Source organism: Brevundimonas naejangsanensis, from assembly GCF_003627995.1.
GTDB lineage: Bacteria > Pseudomonadota > Alphaproteobacteria > Caulobacterales > Caulobacteraceae > Brevundimonas > Brevundimonas naejangsanensis_B.
Genome location: NZ_CP032707.1, coordinates 1,742,787 through 1,759,210 on the forward strand (window position 1 = coordinate 1,742,787; position 16,424 = coordinate 1,759,210).

The following is a 16,424-nucleotide window of genomic DNA, read 5'->3' on the forward strand; positions in this document are numbered from 1 at the left end:
TCGGCGTCTCCTCGCTTCCCGATGAGAACGTCCTGCCTTCACCCCCACCCAACCCTCCCCATCGAGGGGGAGGGCTTCGCGGAAATTCTATTCCGGGTTGGCGGCCATCAGGGCGGCCAGGCGCGCGTCGCCGTCGACCAGGGTCTCGTCACGCAGCACGGTCGGGTCCAGGACCTCGCCCGCCCGGATCACCTGGCGCAGGCGGCGGGTGTCGCGGATGTCGCGCGAGGGGTCGCCCTCGACGATCACCAGGTCGGCGCGACGGCCCGCCTCGATCCGGCCGATGTCGTCGCGCTGCAGGATGTCCGCCGCCGTCCCGGTGGCGGCCGACAGGGCCTGCAACGGGGTCAGCCCTGCGCGGGTCAGCAGCTCCATCTCCAGGTGCACCCCGCCGCCGGGCAGGGTGTAGGACCCGGCGGGCGTGTCCGATCCGGCGCCGACGCGGCCGCCCAGTTCGACCAGCCGACGCGCCACGGCCATGCCTATGCGGGTGTCCAGCCGGGCCTTCTCCAGGTTGACGGGGTTGCCGTGGTGGTGCTGGCGCACGCCCGCCCAGTGCTGCATCAGGTCGTCATGGACGGCGCCCCCCGCGTCGGCGAAGGGCACGCCCTTGAGGCCCGCCTCGGGCGTTTCTTCGCTGCCGTTGAAGTGGAAGACCGACAGGGTGGGCACCAGGGCGATGTTGGCCTCCAGCAGCGCCCGGGCCAGGCGGTCGACCAGGACGGGGTCCAGGGTCTCGGCGCTCAGGTCGCCGCCCAGCCGCTGATAGGCCAGGGCGCCGCCACTGGCGTGTTCCAGGGTGTCCAGCCCCATGGCGGCGGCCTGCAGCAGGTCGACCTCCGCCGGGCCCAGGCCGCGCGTCGAGGCCATGCCCAGGTCGGCCATGATCGGCAGGCCCTTCTCCCGCGCGCGGTTCGCGGCGGCGGCATAGGCCTCGGGCGGCAGTTGTTCGTACAGCTTGACCCAGTGGGCGCCGCCCGCGACCAGGGCGTCGATGGCGGCCACGGCCTGTTCGGGCGTCTGGGCGACCAGCAGCTCTATCCCCTCCAGCGAGGGGCCGTCGGCCGGGCGCGCGGGCGAGGGGGCGCCGTCCTCGCCGGCCGGATAGAAGCGCTTGAGGATGCTCTTCTCGCCGTCGACCAGCGGCCCGGCCCAGACCAGTTCGGCGCGCGGGGCGGGCAGGGCGTCCAGCGCCCGCGCCATTTCCAGCGAGGTGTTGGCCGAGCGCACCGTGGTCACGCCCGAAGCCAGGAACCAGCCGTAGTAGTGCGGACGCGGATGAGAATGCAGGTCGATCAGGCCGGGAATGACACTGCCGCCTCCGGCGTCGAGCCGCCGCGCGCCGGGCGGCGGCGGACAGGCGGGCAGGGCCCCGACGCAGGCGACCACCCCGTCCTTGACCAGGATGCGCCCGTTCTCTATCGGCGCGCCGCCCGTCCCGTCCAGGATGCGTCCGGTGATGGACAGAAACTCCGCCTGACCTTGGGCCTGGGCCGTTCCGGCGTTCGCCAGGGCCGCCGCCGCCGCCAGGGTCGCGACGCGCGCGAGGGTTGCCGTCAGGGACTGCGCCATGGGTCGTCGCTCCTGTCTCGCCACAATTTGGACAAGCTTGGCCGGAAGCGGAGAGGGCGCAAGTTTCCTTTTTGTCACGAAGCGCCGCCGGACGTCCGCGCCGCGCGGGGCCGGGCGTCATTGACTCCGCCGCCCGCGCCCGCCATAAGCCCGGCCTTCTCGCATCGGGTCCAGCCCGAGGCGCGATGTCCATTACGGACGATGCGTGGACCGCCGTTGAGATCGCCGCTCCAATCGGGGAGGGGCCGGGCCGCATCATGATGAAGAGTGACACATGTCCAAGCGCCATAGCGCCAAGTACAAACTCGACCGGGCCATGGGTGAAAACCTGTGGGGTCGTTCGAAGTCCCCCGTCAACAAGCGCTCCTACGGCCCCGGCCAGCACGGTCAGCGCCGCAAGTCGAAGGTCTCTGACTTTGGCCTGCAGCTGAAGGCCAAGCAGAAGCTCAAGGGCTACTACGGCAACATCACCGAGAAGCAATTCGCGGCGACCTACGCCGAAGCCGCCCGCCGCAAGGGCAACACCTCGGAAAACCTGATCGGTCTGCTGGAATCGCGCCTGGACGCCATCGTCTATCGCGCCAAGTTCGTGCCGACCGTCTGGGCCGCCCGTCAGTTCGTCAGCCACGGCCACGTGACCGTCAACGGCAAGAAGGTCGACATCGCCTCTTACCGCGTGAAGGCCGGCGACGTGGTCGAGGTCAAGGAAAAGTCGCGCAACATGGCCCTGGTGCTGGAAGCCCAGCAGTCGGCCGAGCGTGACGTCCCCGACTACCTGGAACAGGGCGACCGCGGTTTCTCGATCCGCTACGTCCGCGTTCCGGAACTGGCCGACGTGCCCTATCCGGTGAAGATGGAGCCGAACCTGGTCGTCGAATACTACTCTTCGTAAGAGCGACGACCCATCAAGGGTTCAGAGGGAGGTCCCGGTTCGCCGGGACCTCTTTTCTTTATGGGAGCCGCGCCGGTTCCCTTTTGGGCCGAAGCAAGGCATGGTGGCCAGGCTGTCAGGAGCCTGCAGGAGGCGGGAGATGAGCCGTCGGATCGCTTTCTGCGCCGTCGTGGCGACAGTCGCCGCGGTGCTGACGGGCTGCGCCCAGGGGCCGAAGGCGGCGCTGGTGTCGACTGAAGGCATGCCCGGTCAGCTGGAGCCTATTCACGCCGTCGCCTTCACGCGCGACCTGGCCGTGTTCCGCGTCAGCTCCAACGGCTGCACCGACAAGAGCGACGTGAAGCCCTTCATCACCCGGCTCAAGGATTCGGCGGTGATCACCCTGCGCCGCCTGGACGAGGACCGCTGCACCCGCCCGGTGAAGGACGGGGTGCAGATCGAATGGACCTTCGAGGAGTTGGGCCTGCCGTCGGGCGCCCACGTCGTGGTCAACAATCCCTATCTGTTCAACGACGCGACCGCGGTCAGCCAGTAGGGCGACGCACGTCCCGCTTCAGCGCCCTGCGGCGTGGGCCGTCGCATAGCCTGGCCAAAGCTCGGTCCCGGCTCGCTGATACTGGACCGGCAGCGCTTCCGGCTCGCCCAGGGCCACGGCCGCATGATGAGCCCAGTTGGGATCGTCCAGCACCGCCCGCGCCAGGGCGATCAGGTCGGCGCGGCCCTCGGCCACCAGCGCCTCGGCCTGCTGCGGCGTGACGATCATGCCCACGGCCATGACGTTGGCCTGGGGGGCGGCGGCCTTGACCGCCTCGGCGAAGGCGACCTGATAGTTCAGCTGATCGCCCGGAATGCGGGCCGTGGCGACGTTGCCGCCGCTGCTCAGGTGCAGATAGTCGTAGCCCATGGCGTGCAGGGCGGCGCCGAAGGCCTGGGCCTCCTCGACCGTGATCCCGCCTTCGGTCCAGTCCGAGCCGTTGAAGCGGACGCCCAGCGCCTTCGTCCGCGGCCAGGCGTCGCGCAGGGCCTGGGCCACCCTGAGCGGGAAGCGCATCCGGTTCTCCAGGGCGCCGCCGTAGTCGTCGGTCCGCGCGTTCGACAGCGGCGACAGGAACTGGTTCAGCAGATAGCCGTGGGCCGCGTGCAGCTCGATCAGGTCGAACCCGGCGCGGTCGGCGCGGCGGGCCGCATCGGCGAAGGCCGCGACCACGCGGTCCATGCCCGCGGCGTCCAGCGCCGTGGGGGCCTGCCAGTCAGGCTTGAAGGGCTGGGCCGAGGCGGAGAATGTCTCCCAGGCCTTGTCGGCGGGGGCGGGCCCGCCGCGCTCGATCCACGGCGGATTGGTCGAGGCCTTGCGCCCCGCGTGGGCGAGCTGGATGCCGACCGGGGTGTCGGAATAGGTGCGCAGGTCGCGGATCAGCCTGGCGAAGGCGGCTTCCTGGACGTCGTTCCACAGGCCGGTGTCGGCCCAGGAGATGCGGCCCGCCGCCTCGACGCCCGTGGCCTCCAGCACCACCAGCCCCGCGCCCGACAGGGCCAGGCGCCCGATGTGCTGGGCGTGCCAGGGCTGGGGCACGCCGTCGACGGCCGAATACTGGCACATGGGGGCGACCACGATGCGGTTCTTCAGCGTCAGCGGCCCGACGGCGCGAGGGGTGAACAGCAGACTCATTGGACGTCTTCCCGACGGCGGATTGGAGGGGAGGGGTGCACAGTAGCTATGACTGTGGCGATTGGGTTCAAGCCCCGCCTTTCCGATTATTCACGTGAATGCCCACGGCGACGCTGGCAGGGTGCGGCCAAGCAAGAAGGGAAACTCCTATGCGTCGCATCATCATCGCCCTGGCCATCGCCGCTGTCGCCGCGCCCGCACTGTCGGGCTGCGTCATCATCGCCACTGAAAAGCCGAGCAGCACCCGCGTGATCCACTCCGGCCCGGCGGAACGCGACTGATGCGCGGGGCCGCCCTCGTCGCTGTCGCCCTGCTGCCGCTGCTGGGCGGCTGCGTCATCTATTCCAACGAAGGCGGGAAGAAGGTCTCGATCCAGGCCGGGGACCACGCCTCGATCCAGTCCGAACCGCTGGAGGCCGTCCGTCGGGTGGACTTCGACGGACAGCGGCTGAACGTCGTCGTCGGCTCCAACGGCTGCACCGAGGCGTCCAGCTTCGAGGTGCGGATCCGGGACGCCGACCCGACCGAACTGACCCTGGTGCGCCGCGCGCCCGACCTGTGCCGCGCCATCGTGCGCGAAGGCGTGACCGTCAGCTGGACCTACGCCGAACTGGGCCTGGAAGCCGGCGAGCCGGTCCGGGTGATGAACCCGATCAGCCTGTAATCACCCTTCTATCCTGGTGGGAGAAGGTGGACCCGAAGGGCTCGGATGAGGGGTGGCGGCGGGATGATCGACCGTCTGTCACAAGGCGGCGGGCTTCGTCGGGTAGGGCGTGCAGGCACCCCTCATCCGTCAGGCTCCGCCTGCCACCTTCTCCCACAAAGGGAGAAGGAAGAAGGTCACGCCTGGAACGGCCCCAGCATCTCCGCGGGGATGCGGGCGGGGCGCAGGGTCCTGGCGTCGACCAGGCACCATTCGGACACGCCCTGGGCGCACAGGCGGCCCTCGCCGTCCTCGATGCGGACATAGCGGCTGAAGCGGGCGCCCTGGGGGTCGCCGACCCAGGTGCGGGCGGTCACGCCCGTCGCGTCGGGCGCGATCGGGCGCAGGTAGTCGATCTCGTGCCGCAGGGCCAGCCAGGCCCATCTGGCGCGCGTTTCCTCGTCGAAGCGGGCGTTCCAGTGGGCCGTGCCCACGTCCTGAAGCCAGCCGACATAGACGACGTTGTTGACGTGGTCGTTCTCGTCGATGTGCTCCGGCCGCACCTCCAGAGGCACGATGAAGACCTCGCGGTCCTCGCGCGGCGTCAGCTGCGGCCGGGCCATCGGGCTTTAGGCCTCGCCGAGGGCGACGCCCTTTTCGGACATCAGGGCGGCCAGTTCGCCCGACTGGAACATCTCGCGCACGATGTCCGAGCCGCCGATGAACTCGCCCTTCACATAGAGCTGGGGAATGGTCGGCCAGTCCGTGAAGACCTTAATGCCCTCGCGCAGGGCCTCGTCCTGCAGCACGTCGACGCCGACGAAGGGCGCCCCCACATGGTCCAGGATCTGGACCGTGACCGAGGAGAAGCCGCAGCGCGGCGAATCCGGCGTGCCCTTCATGAAGAGCACCACGTCATGCTCGGCCACCGTCTGTGCGATGAAGGCGTGGACGGGATCGGCGGCGGTTTGTTCGGTCACTGTGTCAGAACCTTTCTGCGAAGCCCGTGAGCTAGGCGCCCAAGGGGGCCGGGTCAAGGCCGGGCGTGGCGCGGAGGCGCCCCGCTCAGGCCACCTGCGGGCGCGGCGTCAGGCGTTCGGCCCGTTCGGCCAGGGCCGAGGCGCCGTGCTCGCGGGCCGTCAGCGCGGCCTCGGCCAGCATCAGGCCGACGGCGCGCGGCGGCTCGCCGGTCCAGCGGGCGCGGGCCAGGGCGACGCGGGCCAGGCCGATCTGCTCGGCCGCCCAGTCCAGGGGCGTGGCCGAGACCGAGGGCCGCATCAGGCGTCGCCGCAGGGAGCCCTCGATCTCGAACAGGGCGGACAGGTCGCCGACGGCGCCGGCGCGCGCCGCCTCCTGGGCGATGCGCTGTTCATGGGCCAGGGCGCCCAGAACCAGGCCGCCGCCCTCGGTCAAGGCCTCGGCCTGGGCCAGGACGAGCGGGGGCAGGGTCTCGCGCTCGGCCCGCATCACCTGGATGGCGGCCCAGTCCAGCGGGCTGTGGTCGGGGGTGAACAGTTGGGCGGCGGCGTCGAACAGGGCCTGGGCCTGGTCGCGCGCGGCGGCGTCCCCGGCCACCGCGGCCAGGGCGGCCATGCCCGTCGCGCACAGGGCCAGGGCGCGGGCGCGGCTCAGGGGACGCTGCTCCGGCGAGGCGGCCTCGACCAGGGCGCGCAGGTCACGGCCCGCCTGGTCCAGCAGGCGCGGGTCGCGCGCGATCAGCCCGGCCTCCAGCGTCACGGCGGCGCGGTCCATGCGCAGGTCGTCCTCGGCCGTGCGCCCGCCTTTGGCGTGGGACAGGGCCGCGTCCAGCAGGGCGGCCGCCTCGGTCAGTTCGGACAGGCGCCCCGACAGCAGGCCCTGGCGCGTGCGCAGGCGGGCGTGCAGGGCGGCCCTGGCGGCGACCGTGTCGGCGCGCCGGGCGGGCGGCAGGCCGGCCAGCAGCGCCAGCGCCGCCGTCAGCCGCTCGGGCCCGCCGTGCAGGTCGAAGGCCAGCATGGCCGTCTGCGCCAGATCGAGGGCGGCGCGACCGGCCTGGTCGTCGTTGACGGCGCCCGTGGCCGCGTCACGGCCCGCGGCCTCGGCCCGCTCGATGCTGGAGGCCGAGCCGCAACGACGCGCGTGCTCGCGCCACAGGGCGGCGGCGCGCAGGGCCGCGTCATGAGGCCGGGCGCAGGAGACTCGGCCCGCGTCGGTCGACTGCTGCCGCGCTTCGACCTCGACGAGCCCTGCGCCGATCAGCTCCAGCCAGCCGAGATCGTCGCTGTCGCGGGCCTTCTCGAACAGCCGCCTCAGATCTCTGCCAAATTCGAACATGGCGCTCTCGTCGTCCCGCTTCGGGATCACGAAGGTGATCCGGGGGTCGACCAAGCAAACGCAGCGCCGTTCGATGGGTTCGCCTTAACCATGGGGCGTCGGCGTCGATGAGGGCTCTTTCGCCGACGACCGGGCGCGAGGGCGCCAGGCTCAGTCCAGGCGGGGGGCCTTCTGGCGGCAGCGTTGCAGGGCCGAGCGCGCCTCGGCGTCTCCGGCCGACAGGCGGCGCACGGACTGGAGCCGGGCGCGGGTCTGGTCGTCCTCGGCCGCCGTCGGGTCGCGCCCGGCCGTCGTCGCCGCCTGCATGGCGGCCAGGGACCAGTAGAGGGCGGCGTCATACAGCTGGCGGCCGTAGCGGCTCTCCCCGCCTTCGAGCTCTGACGCCGCCTGGGTCAGCCCGGCGCACCGCACCGCCTCGTCATAGGAGACGAGCCGGTTGGCCTGGGCAGGGCCCAGCGCCAGAGCGGCGGTGAAGGCGACGAGCAGCATCTGAACTCCACAGAGGTCCGTAACCTCGGCGTCCTTGAATCATGGTGCGGCGGACGCCGACGTGCGGCTTCTTAGAGAACCACGTCCCTGCGGCGGATGAAAGAGATGTTCAGCTAAGCTTCAGGTTGCATCCGGGGCGGGCGGCATGGCGCGCGCCTGGTCGGCCAGCCAATGCAGGAACAGGCGGCGGCTGCGCGACGCCTCGCCCGCGCCGGGGATGGCGGCCACGGCCCCGCCGTCGCGGGCGAAGCCGAAGGGCGCCAGCAGCCGCCCGTCGGCCACCGCCTCGGCCGTCAGGGCCCAGGGCAGGACCGCCGCGCCCCAGCCGGCCAGGGCGCCGTCCAGGGCGAAATGCAGATGGGCGACGGCGCGTTCGGGCGCGGGCGCGAGCCGCCGTCCGGTCAGGGCCGCCCAGTCCTTCCAGGCCGAGGCGTGGGTGCGGGCGGCCAGGCGCGGCGCCGTCAGCACGGCCGCGCGGGCGTCCTCCCCGGCCAGCATGGGGGCGATCACCGGCCCGACGGCGTTGGGAATGACGGGCGTCGCGCCCAGGGTCTCGATCCGGGACGCGTCCAGCAGGCGCAGCAGCACGTCGGCGCCGCGGCGGCTGACCGCCTGGGGGGCCAGTTCGACCAGGTGGACGCGCACCTGGGGGTGCAGGCGGCTGAAGTCGGCCAGGCGCGGGATCAGCCATTTGACCGCCAGGCTGGCGTTGACGGCGACGTGCAGGTCGCGGCCCGTCCCGCGCGCCCCGGCCACGGCGGCGGCGATCTGGTCGAAGGCGGCGGTCAGGCCCGGGGCCATGTCGCGGCCGGCAGGGGTCAGGGCCAGGGCGTGGCGCGGCCCCTCGAACAGGCGCAGCCCCAGCTGCGCCTCCAGCGCCTTGACCTGTCGGCTGACCGCGCTGTGGGTCACGTTCAGCTCGGCCGCCGCGCGGGTCGCGCTGCCGGTGCGGGCCATGGCCTCGAAGGCGCGCAGGGCGTTCAGCGAGGGGAGCGGGCCTGAGCCTGTGAGGTTTTCGAACATCTCCCGTTCGATAGGTCGCTTTCGCCGCGCGGGCAAATCCGCTCAGAGCGGGCCATGTCGAGCGCCGCCGTTTCCCGCCTGATCATTCCCGTGCTGGGCCTGGGGATGATCGTCTCCTTCGCCTCCAGCTATTATCTGCTCGGCGTCCTGGCCGACCCGCTGGCGGCGGGGGCGGGAACGACGCCGAGAATGGTGTTCACGGCCCTGTCGGGAGCCTTCCTCGTCTCGGCGGCCCTCAGCCCCTTCGGCGGACACTGGATCGACCGGCGCGGCGGGCGCGAGGTGCTGTCGGCGGCGGCTATGATCTTCGCCCTGGCCCTGACCCTGCTGGGCCTGGCGCGCGAGCCCGTCGCCATGGTCGCGGGAATCCTGCTGCTGGGCGCGGGCATGGGGGTGGGGCTCTACGGCCCGGCCTACGCCGTCCTGGTGGCGCTGCATGGCGAGGCGGCGAAGAAGCCGATCACCGCCGTCTCCCTGCTGGGGGCGTTCGGCGGGGCGCTGGGCTGGCCGCTGACCTTGGTGATGATCGAGACCCTGGGCTGGCGCGGCGCCTGCTTCGTCTGGGCCGGGGCCCATGTGCTGCTGTGCCTGCCCCTCTATTGGGCCGTGCTGCCCGACGGGCGCGCCGGGGGGCGGCCGCCCGCGTCCGGCCGGGTGCGCTGGGACGGGACCATGATCCGCCTGGCCGTCCTGTTCGCCGGGGCCTGGTGGGTGGCGACGGCCATGAGCGCCCACCTGCCGCGCCTGCTGACCCGGCTGGGCCTGACGCCGGCCGAGGCGGCGCTCGCGGCCGGGCTCATGGCGGGCGCGGCCATCGCCGTGCGCCTGATCGTCCTGGCGGCGCCGGGGCGAGGCTCGCCGGTCGTCGCCGCCCGCGCCGCGACCCTGCTGCACCCGGCGGGCGCGCTGGTGGCCTTCGTCGGCGGCAAGGCGACGGCGGGGGCGGTCGCTCTGGGCCAGGGGGCGGGCAACGGCCTGCTGGCCGTGGCCTCGGGCGTCCTGCCGCTGCATCTGTTCGGGCGCGAGAACTACGGCGCGCGCCAGGCCCTGGTGCTGACCCCGGCGCGCTTCGTCCAGGCGGGGGCGCCGGTCCTCTATGGCATGGTGCTGGACCGGTCGGCGGGGCTGGCCCTGCTGGCCTCCAGCGGCATCTGCCTGGTGATGTTCGCCATGACTTTCGGCCTGCGACCTAAGCCGGGCCTGTAATTGGCCGCCTGATCGGGCAGAAGGGGGCCATGTTCATGCGTCGCTTCATTCAGTTGCAACTGGGCTTGTGCCTCTTCGGCTTCGGCGCCGCCCTGATGGTGCGCTCGAACCTCGGGCTGGACCCGTGGAACGTCTTTCACCAGGGCCTGTCGCTGCGGACGGGGATGAGCCTGGGCGTCGTCTCCATCCTGATGGGCGTCGCGGTGATGCTGATGTGGATTCCACTGCGGCAGAAGCCGGGCCTGGGCACCCTGTTCAACATCGTCGTCATCGGTCTGGCGCTGGACGCGTCCCTGGTGGTCCTGCCCGAGGTCTCGGCCCTGGCGGCGCGGGCCGGCCTGTTGGCGGCGGGCGTCGTCCTGACCGCCGCGGGGTGCGCCGCCTATATCGGCGCGGGCATGGGGACGGGGCCGCGCGACGGCCTGATGATCGGCCTCAACCAGCGCCTGGGCTGGTCGATCCGCGTGTCGCGCCTGCTGATCGAGCTCGGCGTCCTGGCCGGAGGCTGGCTGCTGGGCGGTTCGGTCGGCCTGGGCACCGTCGTCTTCGCCGTCGGGATCGGCCCGCTGGTCCAGATCTTCCTGCCGTGGTTCCAGGCGCTGGGACGCGAGACCCGTGTGGCGCCGTCGACCTGAACGCCGAGTCCGAACCTCGCCAGACCACGCCGTGAAGGCATGAAAGGAAGACGGCCTCTTTCACGCACGAGGTCGCCATGCCCGCACTGTCCGACAAGGTCGCCATCATTACCGGAGCCAGCTCCGGCATCGGCGCCGCCGCCGCCCGTCTGTTCGCCTGCGAAGGCGCGGCGGTGGTCGTCACCGCCCGGCGCGAGGCCGAGCTTCTGGCCCTGGTCGCCGCCATCGAGGCCGAGGGCGGTCGCGCCGTCGCCGTGCCGGGCGACATCCGCGACGAGGCTCTGGCCGAGCGGCTGGCGAACACGGCGGTCGAGCGCTTCGGCGGGCTGGACATCGCCCTGAACAACGCCGGGGCCATCGGCGCCAATGAACCGACGCCAGAGATCGCGCTGGACCGCTGGCGCGACACCCTGGATATCAACCTGACGGCCGCCTTCCTGGGCGCCAAGCATCAGATTCCGGCCATGCTGGCGCGCGGCGGCGGCTCGCTGATCTTCACCTCGACCTTTGTCGGCCACGCCATCGGCATGCCGGGCATGGCGGCCTATGGGGCGGCCAAGGCGGGTCTGATCGGCCTGTCGCGGGTCATCGCCGCCGAGTTCGGGGCGCAGGGGCTGCGCAGCAACTGCCTGCTGCCCGGCGGCACCGACACTGAGGCGGGGCGCGAGTTCGCCCACACGCCCGAGATCATTGCCTTCGTCGAGGGGATGCACGCCCTGAAGCGGATGGCGACGCCGGACGAGATCGCCCGCGCCGCCCTGTTCCTGGCCTCCGACGCCTCCAGCTTCATGACCGGGACGGCCATGCTGGTCGACGGCGGGGTGTCGATCAGCAAGACCTGAGGGTCAGCCGCGTTCCTTGGTCTTGGTGAAGGCCACCTTGGGGAAGCGTTCGGAGACGTAGCCGGTCTCCCAGCTCGACTTGGCCAGGAAGACGGGGTTCTGGTCGATGTCGGCGGCCATCTGGGGGCGGTATTTGCCGGCGAAGTCGTCCAGGTCGGCCTTGGCGCCGTCGACCCAGCGGGCCTCGGCGTAAGGCGACGGCTCGAAGATGACGTCCAGGCCGTATTCCTCGCCCAGGCGGTCGGCCATGACCTCGAACTGCAGCTGGCCGACGGCGCCGACGATGAAGTCCGCGCCCAGTTCCGGGCGGAACAGCTGGGTCACGCCTTCCTCGGCTAGACCTTCCAGCGCCTTCTTCAAGTGCTTGGCCTTCAGCGGGTCCTTGACGCGGACGCGCTGCAGGATTTCCGGGGCGAAGTTGGGCAGGCCCTGGAAGCGCACCAGGCCGCTCTCCGACAGGCTGTCGCCGACGCGCAGCACGCCGTGGTTCGGAATGCCGATGACGTCGCCGGCATAGGCCTCCTCGGCCAGTTCGCGGTCCGAGGCGAAGAACATGATGGGAGCGTTCACCGACAGCTGCTTGCCGGTGTTCTGCACCTTCAGCTTCATGCCGCGCTTGAAGCTGCCCGAGGCCATGCGGAACATGGCGATACGGTCGCGGTGGTTCGGGTCCATGTTGGCCTGGACCTTGAAGACGAAGCCGGTGACCTCGTCCTTGCCCGGCTCGACCGTGATGTCCTCGGGCGCGGGGGCGTTGCGGGTCTCGGGCGGAGCCTCCTTGCGGGCCTGCATGGTCTTGGGCGGCGGGGCCCATTCGCCGATGGCCTTGAGCAGTTCCTCGATGCCGAAGTGGCGCAGGGCCGAGCCCCACAGCACGGGCGTCATATGGCCTTCGAGGAAGGCCTGGTGATCGAAGGGCTTGTAGCCCGCCTCGACCAGTTCCAGCGCATCGGCCATGTCGGCCTGCTCCGTGCCCTCAAAGAAGGACGCAGCCTCATCGAAAGGCAGGGGGGCGGGGTGTTCGCCGTCGTTGTCCGAGGTCTTGCGCGTATAGGGCTGGAACCGGCCCTGGCCGCCGACCTCGGCCAGGCCGCGCAGACGGTTGCCGCTCTCGGCCGGCCACCAGATCGGCGAGGGGTCGAGTTGCAGGCGGGACGCGATCTCGTCCAGCAGGGCCATCGGGTCCTGGGCCTCGCGGTCCAGCTTGTTGATGAAGGTGATGATCGGGATGTCGCGCAGGCGGCAGACCTCGAACAGCTTCAGCGTCTGCGGCTCGATGCCCTTGGCGGCGTCCAGCACCATGATGGCGCAGTCGGCGGCCGTCAGGGTGCGATAGGTGTCTTCCGAGAAGTCTTCGTGGCCCGGCGTGTCCAGCAGGTTGAACATCTTGCCGTCGTGCTCGAACGTCATGACCGAGGCGGTGACCGAGATGCCCCGCTCCTTCTCGATCTTCATCCAGTCCGAACGCGCCCGCCGGTTTTCGCCCCGCGCCTTGACCGCGCCGGCCGCCCGCACGGCGCCGCCCGCCAGCAGGATATGCTCGGTCAGGGTCGTCTTGCCGGCGTCCGGGTGGGCGATGATGGCGAAGGTCCTGCGGCGCAGGGCCTCTTCGGCGAGAGTCAGTTTGGACATGGAGCTTCCTTTAGGAGGCGCGACCTAGCGCGCCGGGGCGGAATTGTCGACGTTCACGATGGCGTGAGAGACCCTTCGCTCGCGAGGGTTATTCGAGGCATGGTCGTTTTCGGGAGACGGCGGGCGATGAGTCCGCCGCACGAGGGAAGGGAAACATCATGGCCCTGGTTCAGCCAGGCAAGTCCGCGCCCGCGCGCGAGGTTCATCCGGTGGTCTATTTTCTCGCCGGGTTCGCCCTGATCGTCATCGCCGCCGCCGTGGTGCACACGGCGTTCGGCGTGCTGCTCTAGACTTCTTCGTCCGCCTCATCGGCCGTCGCCTCGCCGGCGTCTTCGGCCGGCGTCTCCTTGCCGCGGGCCCGGGCCAGCAGGGCGCGCGCTGCGGCGGTGCTGCCGTGCGGATGGTTGACCAGGGGCTCCAGCAGGGCGATCGCCTCGGCGTTGCGCTCCTGGGACAGCAGCGCCTGGGCCACGTCGCCCGGCAGGCCCATGCGGAACCGCAGCACGCGGTCGTAGGATTCCAGGTCCTGGACGAAGTTGCGCAGCTGGCGCTCGCCGACGTCGCTATAGACGATGAAGCGGTCGCTTTCGGCCTTGCGCCACTCGGCGTGGGCTGGGGTGGCCGTCGTCAGGATTCCGGCCATGACGGAAGCCGCTGCGATCGCGGATATGTGCTTGAAAAACATGCCGAGTTTCCCCGGTCGGTCTGGCCGGGGGCTTAGCAAACGTCGTCAGGCAACAGAAGAGGCCGCGGCCAGGGCGTCGTTACAGGCCGTCAGCCTCGTCGTCTTCATCCTCGGCCAGGCTCGCCAGCGCGGCTTCCTGGGCGGCGGCCTCGTCCTCGGTCTGGCCCTTGGCGCGCAGCAGCAGGGTGCGGGCCGCCGGCGAGGGGCGGTGAGGGTCGTTGACCATGGGCTCCAGCAGGGCGATCGCCTCGTCGTTTCGGTCGCGGGACATCAGCACCTGGGCCAGGTTGATCCGCGCCGCACCCAATTGCGGGGCCAGAACGAAGGCCTGTTCCAGCACCGCCAGATCATTGTCGTTGGGATAGCCGGGCGCGCCGCTCCGATTCTCGGCGATGAGCAGAAGGGTGGCGTAATTTGCGTCATCGGCGCGATAGGCGCGTGCGAGGAAGCCTTGGGCTTCGCCTCTCAGGCGATCGGAGTCTTCAAGGTCATCCGCATCCTCGGCGGCCTCCATGCGGGCGCGCGCCAGATATTGCAGCGCCTCGACGTGGTTCGGGTCCAGCGCCAGCAGCCGCTGCAGCGGCGCCTCGGCGGCGGCGGGGTCGCCGAAATGCAGTTCGGCGTGGCCCAGAGCCAGCAGGGCCAGCGGATCATCGGGATGGCGGGCGGCGGCGCGACGGACTTCCTCGGTCGTGGCCGCGCGCTTTTCCGTGGGGACGCCTATCTTGAGCCGTTGGTTCAGCAACAGCAGGTCGTCGGCTGAGCGCGACAGCCGTGTCACGGTGATCGGCACGGGGGGATAGGTCACCATCACGCCCTGATAGGGGATGCGCCCGTTCATGTAGCGACGGAGCGTGCGGCGCAGTTCGGTCGGATCTAGCCCGGTGGCGCGCTGCATGGCCTCGACCGGGTCGCCGCCGGCGCCGACATCGCGCAGATAGGCGCTCAGGGCCTTTTGTCGGTCGGTGTCGCCCAGAAACCAGTGCGTCAGCAGCCAGGCCAGAGGGTAGTAGGTGTCCCGGCTGCGCGTCGATGGCGATGGGCGCTTGGACAGCAGTTCCGTCATCGGCATCCAGGACGCCGCCTGCAGCCAATAGGCGCGATTTTCATTGTACTTGCCGACCAGGATGCGGGATTTCTCGATCTCGACCGTGGCGTAGTATTCGGCGAACCCTTCCACGAACCATCCCGGATAGGGATACGAGAAGTTCTGCATCATGAAGTGATGCGCGTACTCGTGCTTGAGTGTGTCCACGGTCTGGTCGCGCAGGGCGATGCCGAAGATGTCTTCGTTGGTGGCTGTGTAGAAGCCGGCGATGTTCTCGTGCAGGTCGGGGCTGACCTTGAGAAGGCCGGATCTGGAATTCACGAGATAGATCGGCAACTTGCGCGGTGGCGCCTCGTCGACGGCCAGCCCCATGCGCAGCCTCAGGAAGCGGTCGTAACCCTCCAGTTCCTGCACGAACTGGCGCAGCTTGCTCTCCCCGCCGTCGCTGTAGACGATGAAGCGTTCGCTCTCTGCCTTAAGCCAATCGGCATGAGCGGGCGCGACCCCCGTTAAAGCGACCGTCAGGGCCGCGAGAGCGGACGCGGCGGCGCCGCGACGCAGGCCTTGCCTTAAACGGTCGAAAAATTTCACGCCGAACTCCCCCTGCCGCAGTGCCGCAAGGGTTAGCGAACGTTGTTGTCTAATAAAAGGGGGTGCGGCTTCAGGCCGCCATCCGGCCCCAGACGGCTTTGTCGGCGGCGACGGCGGACAGGCGGCCATGGGCGGCGCGGGCGTGAAGCTGACGCATGATCGGCTCGGGCAGGCCGCAGAAGCGCGGCTCGACCAGTTCGGGCGGGCAGCCGGCGTCCGGGGCGGCGAACAGGGCGGCGTTCACCCCCTCGGTCCGGTGCGCGATCAGCCAGGCCAGGCGCCGCGCCCGCGCCGGATCGTTCCGGTGCAGCAGCGGGTCTTCGGCGAACAGCTCGCAGCCCATCTCCAGCACATAGTCGAAGGACAGGGTCTCGAAGCGGCGCACGTCGTGGCTGGGGGCCGGGCAGGCCTCGTCCAGGTCGAAGACGACGTCGTTCAGGAGAAACAGCATGGACCGCGCCCGCTTGCAGGGCCGTTCTGGCCCGATGCTGCGGGTTGTAGGGCGCCGCCGCTTGCGGTCCGGTTCACGAACGCGGTGAACAGGGCGGTTACCATTATTAGCGGCCCTAACGGCCGTTCGGCCTGCTTGAGGGCATCTTTGTTTTCCCTCTCCCGGCGGGAGAGAGCTTGAGCTTCGGAGAGCCGAAGGCGATCCGCTAAGCGACCCGAAGGGCGGCGCGGAGCAGCCAAAGGGTGAGGGGCTAAGGTTTGACGTTCAGGCGTCGAGCGGCGGCTTGCGCCGACTTATGCCGCGAACCCTCACCCTTTCGCCTTGCCAATCGCTGACGCTCTTGGAGGCTCAAGCCCTCTCCCATCGGGAGAGGGGCGCTCAGCCCTGGGTCTTTTCGGTGATGAAGTGGCGGCCCTGGCGGTCCTCGACCTCGACGATCCACAGGTCGGGGTCGTAGCGGCGCTGGCGCTCAAGATAGGCGTCCAGTTCACCTTCGAATTCGCTGGCCACCGGCTGGATCCACAGGGGTTCGCCGTCCGCGCCGACGGCCTCGGTCCACAGGCGGGCGGTGCGGGTCGAGGTGTCGTAGGCCTTGACGATCACGGCGCCCGCGCGCGGGTCGCCCTTCTTCACCACCACGGCGTTGGCGCCCTCCAGCTCAGCGCGGCGGATCAGGGCGCCGACCCAGACGTCAGAGGACAGAAGCAATTGGTTCACCCTGTTTGGACACCGC

The 16,424-nt window shown here is 70.5% G+C and carries 20 protein-coding genes; 8 read left to right on the top strand and 12 right to left on the bottom strand.

Annotated features, from left to right (window positions below; genetic code table 11):
* Positions 1 to 87: 87 nt before the first annotated feature.
* Positions 88 to 1,572, bottom strand: a complete 1,485-nt coding sequence (locus D8I30_RS08170; RefSeq protein ID WP_121482307.1) for an amidohydrolase family protein — start codon at positions 1,570 to 1,572, stop codon at positions 88 to 90.
* A 274-nt stretch (positions 1,573 to 1,846) separates the two neighbouring features.
* On the opposite strand from D8I30_RS08170, the gene rpsD reads away from it, so the two are divergent.
* The gene (rpsD, locus tag D8I30_RS08175; protein WP_121482308.1) at positions 1,847 to 2,464 is read left to right on the top strand and encodes a 30S ribosomal protein S4; all 618 of its coding nucleotides are present in this window, start codon (positions 1,847 to 1,849) and stop codon (positions 2,462 to 2,464) included.
* A gap of 139 nt (positions 2,465 to 2,603) precedes the next feature.
* A complete protein-coding gene (locus tag D8I30_RS08180) occupies positions 2,604 to 2,999 on the top strand; it encodes a hypothetical protein (protein ID WP_162938836.1) in 396 nt (131 codons plus the stop codon).
* An 18-nt stretch (positions 3,000 to 3,017) separates the two neighbouring features.
* On the opposite strand, the gene D8I30_RS08185 is transcribed toward D8I30_RS08180, so the two are convergent.
* On the bottom strand, positions 3,018 to 4,133 hold the full coding sequence (locus tag D8I30_RS08185; RefSeq protein ID WP_121482310.1) for an oxidoreductase: 1,116 nt from the start codon (positions 4,131 to 4,133) through the stop codon (positions 3,018 to 3,020).
* Positions 4,134 to 4,282: 149 nt separating this feature from the next.
* Here D8I30_RS08185 and D8I30_RS14935 point away from each other — a divergent pair, with 149 nt between their 5' ends.
* On the top strand, positions 4,283 to 4,414 hold the full coding sequence (locus tag D8I30_RS14935; RefSeq protein ID WP_276118556.1) for a hypothetical protein: 132 nt from the start codon (positions 4,283 to 4,285) through the stop codon (positions 4,412 to 4,414).
* Positions 4,414 to 4,797 (top strand): hypothetical protein, encoded by a 384-nt coding sequence (locus tag D8I30_RS08190; RefSeq protein ID WP_121482311.1) that lies wholly within the window; start codon positions 4,414 to 4,416, stop codon positions 4,795 to 4,797. The genes D8I30_RS14935 and D8I30_RS08190 overlap by 1 nt, the downstream gene beginning before the upstream one ends.
* 176 nt (positions 4,798 to 4,973) lie before the next feature.
* On the opposite strand, the gene D8I30_RS08195 is transcribed toward D8I30_RS08190, so the two are convergent.
* The 5 genes from D8I30_RS08195 to D8I30_RS08215 form a co-directional block, all read right to left on the bottom strand.
* A complete protein-coding gene (locus tag D8I30_RS08195; protein ID WP_121482312.1) occupies positions 4,974 to 5,399 on the bottom strand; it encodes an acyl-CoA thioesterase in 426 nt (141 codons plus the stop codon).
* A gap of 6 nt (positions 5,400 to 5,405) precedes the next feature.
* Positions 5,406 to 5,756: a Grx4 family monothiol glutaredoxin gene (grxD, locus tag D8I30_RS08200; RefSeq protein ID WP_121482313.1), complete on the bottom strand. Its 351-nt coding sequence runs from the start codon at positions 5,754 to 5,756 to the stop codon at positions 5,406 to 5,408.
* Between the two features lie 85 nt (positions 5,757 to 5,841).
* Complete coding sequence (locus D8I30_RS08205) at positions 5,842 to 7,089, bottom strand: hypothetical protein (RefSeq protein ID WP_121483453.1); 1,248 nt, start codon at positions 7,087 to 7,089, stop codon at positions 5,842 to 5,844.
* Positions 7,090 to 7,239: 150 nt separating this feature from the next.
* Complete coding sequence (locus D8I30_RS08210) at positions 7,240 to 7,578, bottom strand: hypothetical protein (protein ID WP_121482314.1); 339 nt, start codon at positions 7,576 to 7,578, stop codon at positions 7,240 to 7,242.
* Between the two features lie 120 nt (positions 7,579 to 7,698).
* Positions 7,699 to 8,601, bottom strand: a complete 903-nt coding sequence (locus D8I30_RS08215) for a LysR family transcriptional regulator (protein WP_121482315.1) — start codon at positions 8,599 to 8,601, stop codon at positions 7,699 to 7,701.
* A gap of 54 nt (positions 8,602 to 8,655) precedes the next feature.
* Here D8I30_RS08215 and D8I30_RS08220 point away from each other — a divergent pair, with 54 nt between their 5' ends.
* From D8I30_RS08220 to D8I30_RS08230, 3 genes are all read left to right on the top strand, one after another.
* Entirely contained in the window at positions 8,656 to 9,807 is a 1,152-nt protein-coding gene (locus tag D8I30_RS08220; protein ID WP_121482316.1) for an MFS transporter, read from the top strand.
* A 35-nt stretch (positions 9,808 to 9,842) separates the two neighbouring features.
* On the top strand, positions 9,843 to 10,442 hold the full coding sequence (locus D8I30_RS08225; protein ID WP_240387184.1) for a YczE/YyaS/YitT family protein: 600 nt from the start codon (positions 9,843 to 9,845) through the stop codon (positions 10,440 to 10,442).
* 77 nt (positions 10,443 to 10,519) lie between these two features.
* The gene (locus tag D8I30_RS08230; protein ID WP_121482318.1) at positions 10,520 to 11,284 is read left to right on the top strand and encodes an SDR family oxidoreductase; all 765 of its coding nucleotides are present in this window, start codon (positions 10,520 to 10,522) and stop codon (positions 11,282 to 11,284) included.
* Positions 11,285 to 11,287: 3 nt separating this feature from the next.
* On the opposite strand, the gene D8I30_RS08235 is transcribed toward D8I30_RS08230, so the two are convergent.
* Complete coding sequence (locus D8I30_RS08235) at positions 11,288 to 12,916, bottom strand: peptide chain release factor 3 (RefSeq protein WP_121482319.1); 1,629 nt, start codon at positions 12,914 to 12,916, stop codon at positions 11,288 to 11,290.
* Between the two features lie 158 nt (positions 12,917 to 13,074).
* Between D8I30_RS08235 and D8I30_RS14940 the strand changes: the two genes are divergently transcribed.
* On the top strand, positions 13,075 to 13,206 hold the full coding sequence (locus D8I30_RS14940) for a hypothetical protein (protein WP_276118559.1): 132 nt from the start codon (positions 13,075 to 13,077) through the stop codon (positions 13,204 to 13,206).
* On the opposite strand, the gene D8I30_RS08240 is transcribed toward D8I30_RS14940, so the two are convergent.
* The 4 genes from D8I30_RS08240 to D8I30_RS08255 form a co-directional block, all read right to left on the bottom strand.
* Positions 13,203 to 13,559, bottom strand: a complete 357-nt coding sequence (locus D8I30_RS08240) for a hypothetical protein (RefSeq protein ID WP_162938837.1) — start codon at positions 13,557 to 13,559, stop codon at positions 13,203 to 13,205. The genes D8I30_RS14940 and D8I30_RS08240 overlap by 4 nt on opposite strands.
* Positions 13,560 to 13,680: 121 nt before the next feature.
* On the bottom strand, positions 13,681 to 15,240 hold the full coding sequence (locus tag D8I30_RS08245; RefSeq protein WP_162938838.1) for a tetratricopeptide repeat protein: 1,560 nt from the start codon (positions 15,238 to 15,240) through the stop codon (positions 13,681 to 13,683).
* A 70-nt stretch (positions 15,241 to 15,310) separates the two neighbouring features.
* The gene (locus D8I30_RS08250) at positions 15,311 to 15,691 is read right to left on the bottom strand and encodes a hypothetical protein (RefSeq protein ID WP_121482322.1); all 381 of its coding nucleotides are present in this window, start codon (positions 15,689 to 15,691) and stop codon (positions 15,311 to 15,313) included.
* A 378-nt stretch (positions 15,692 to 16,069) separates the two neighbouring features.
* Complete coding sequence (locus tag D8I30_RS08255; RefSeq protein WP_121482323.1) at positions 16,070 to 16,399, bottom strand: DUF1491 family protein; 330 nt, start codon at positions 16,397 to 16,399, stop codon at positions 16,070 to 16,072.
* Positions 16,400 to 16,424 lie beyond the last annotated feature (25 nt).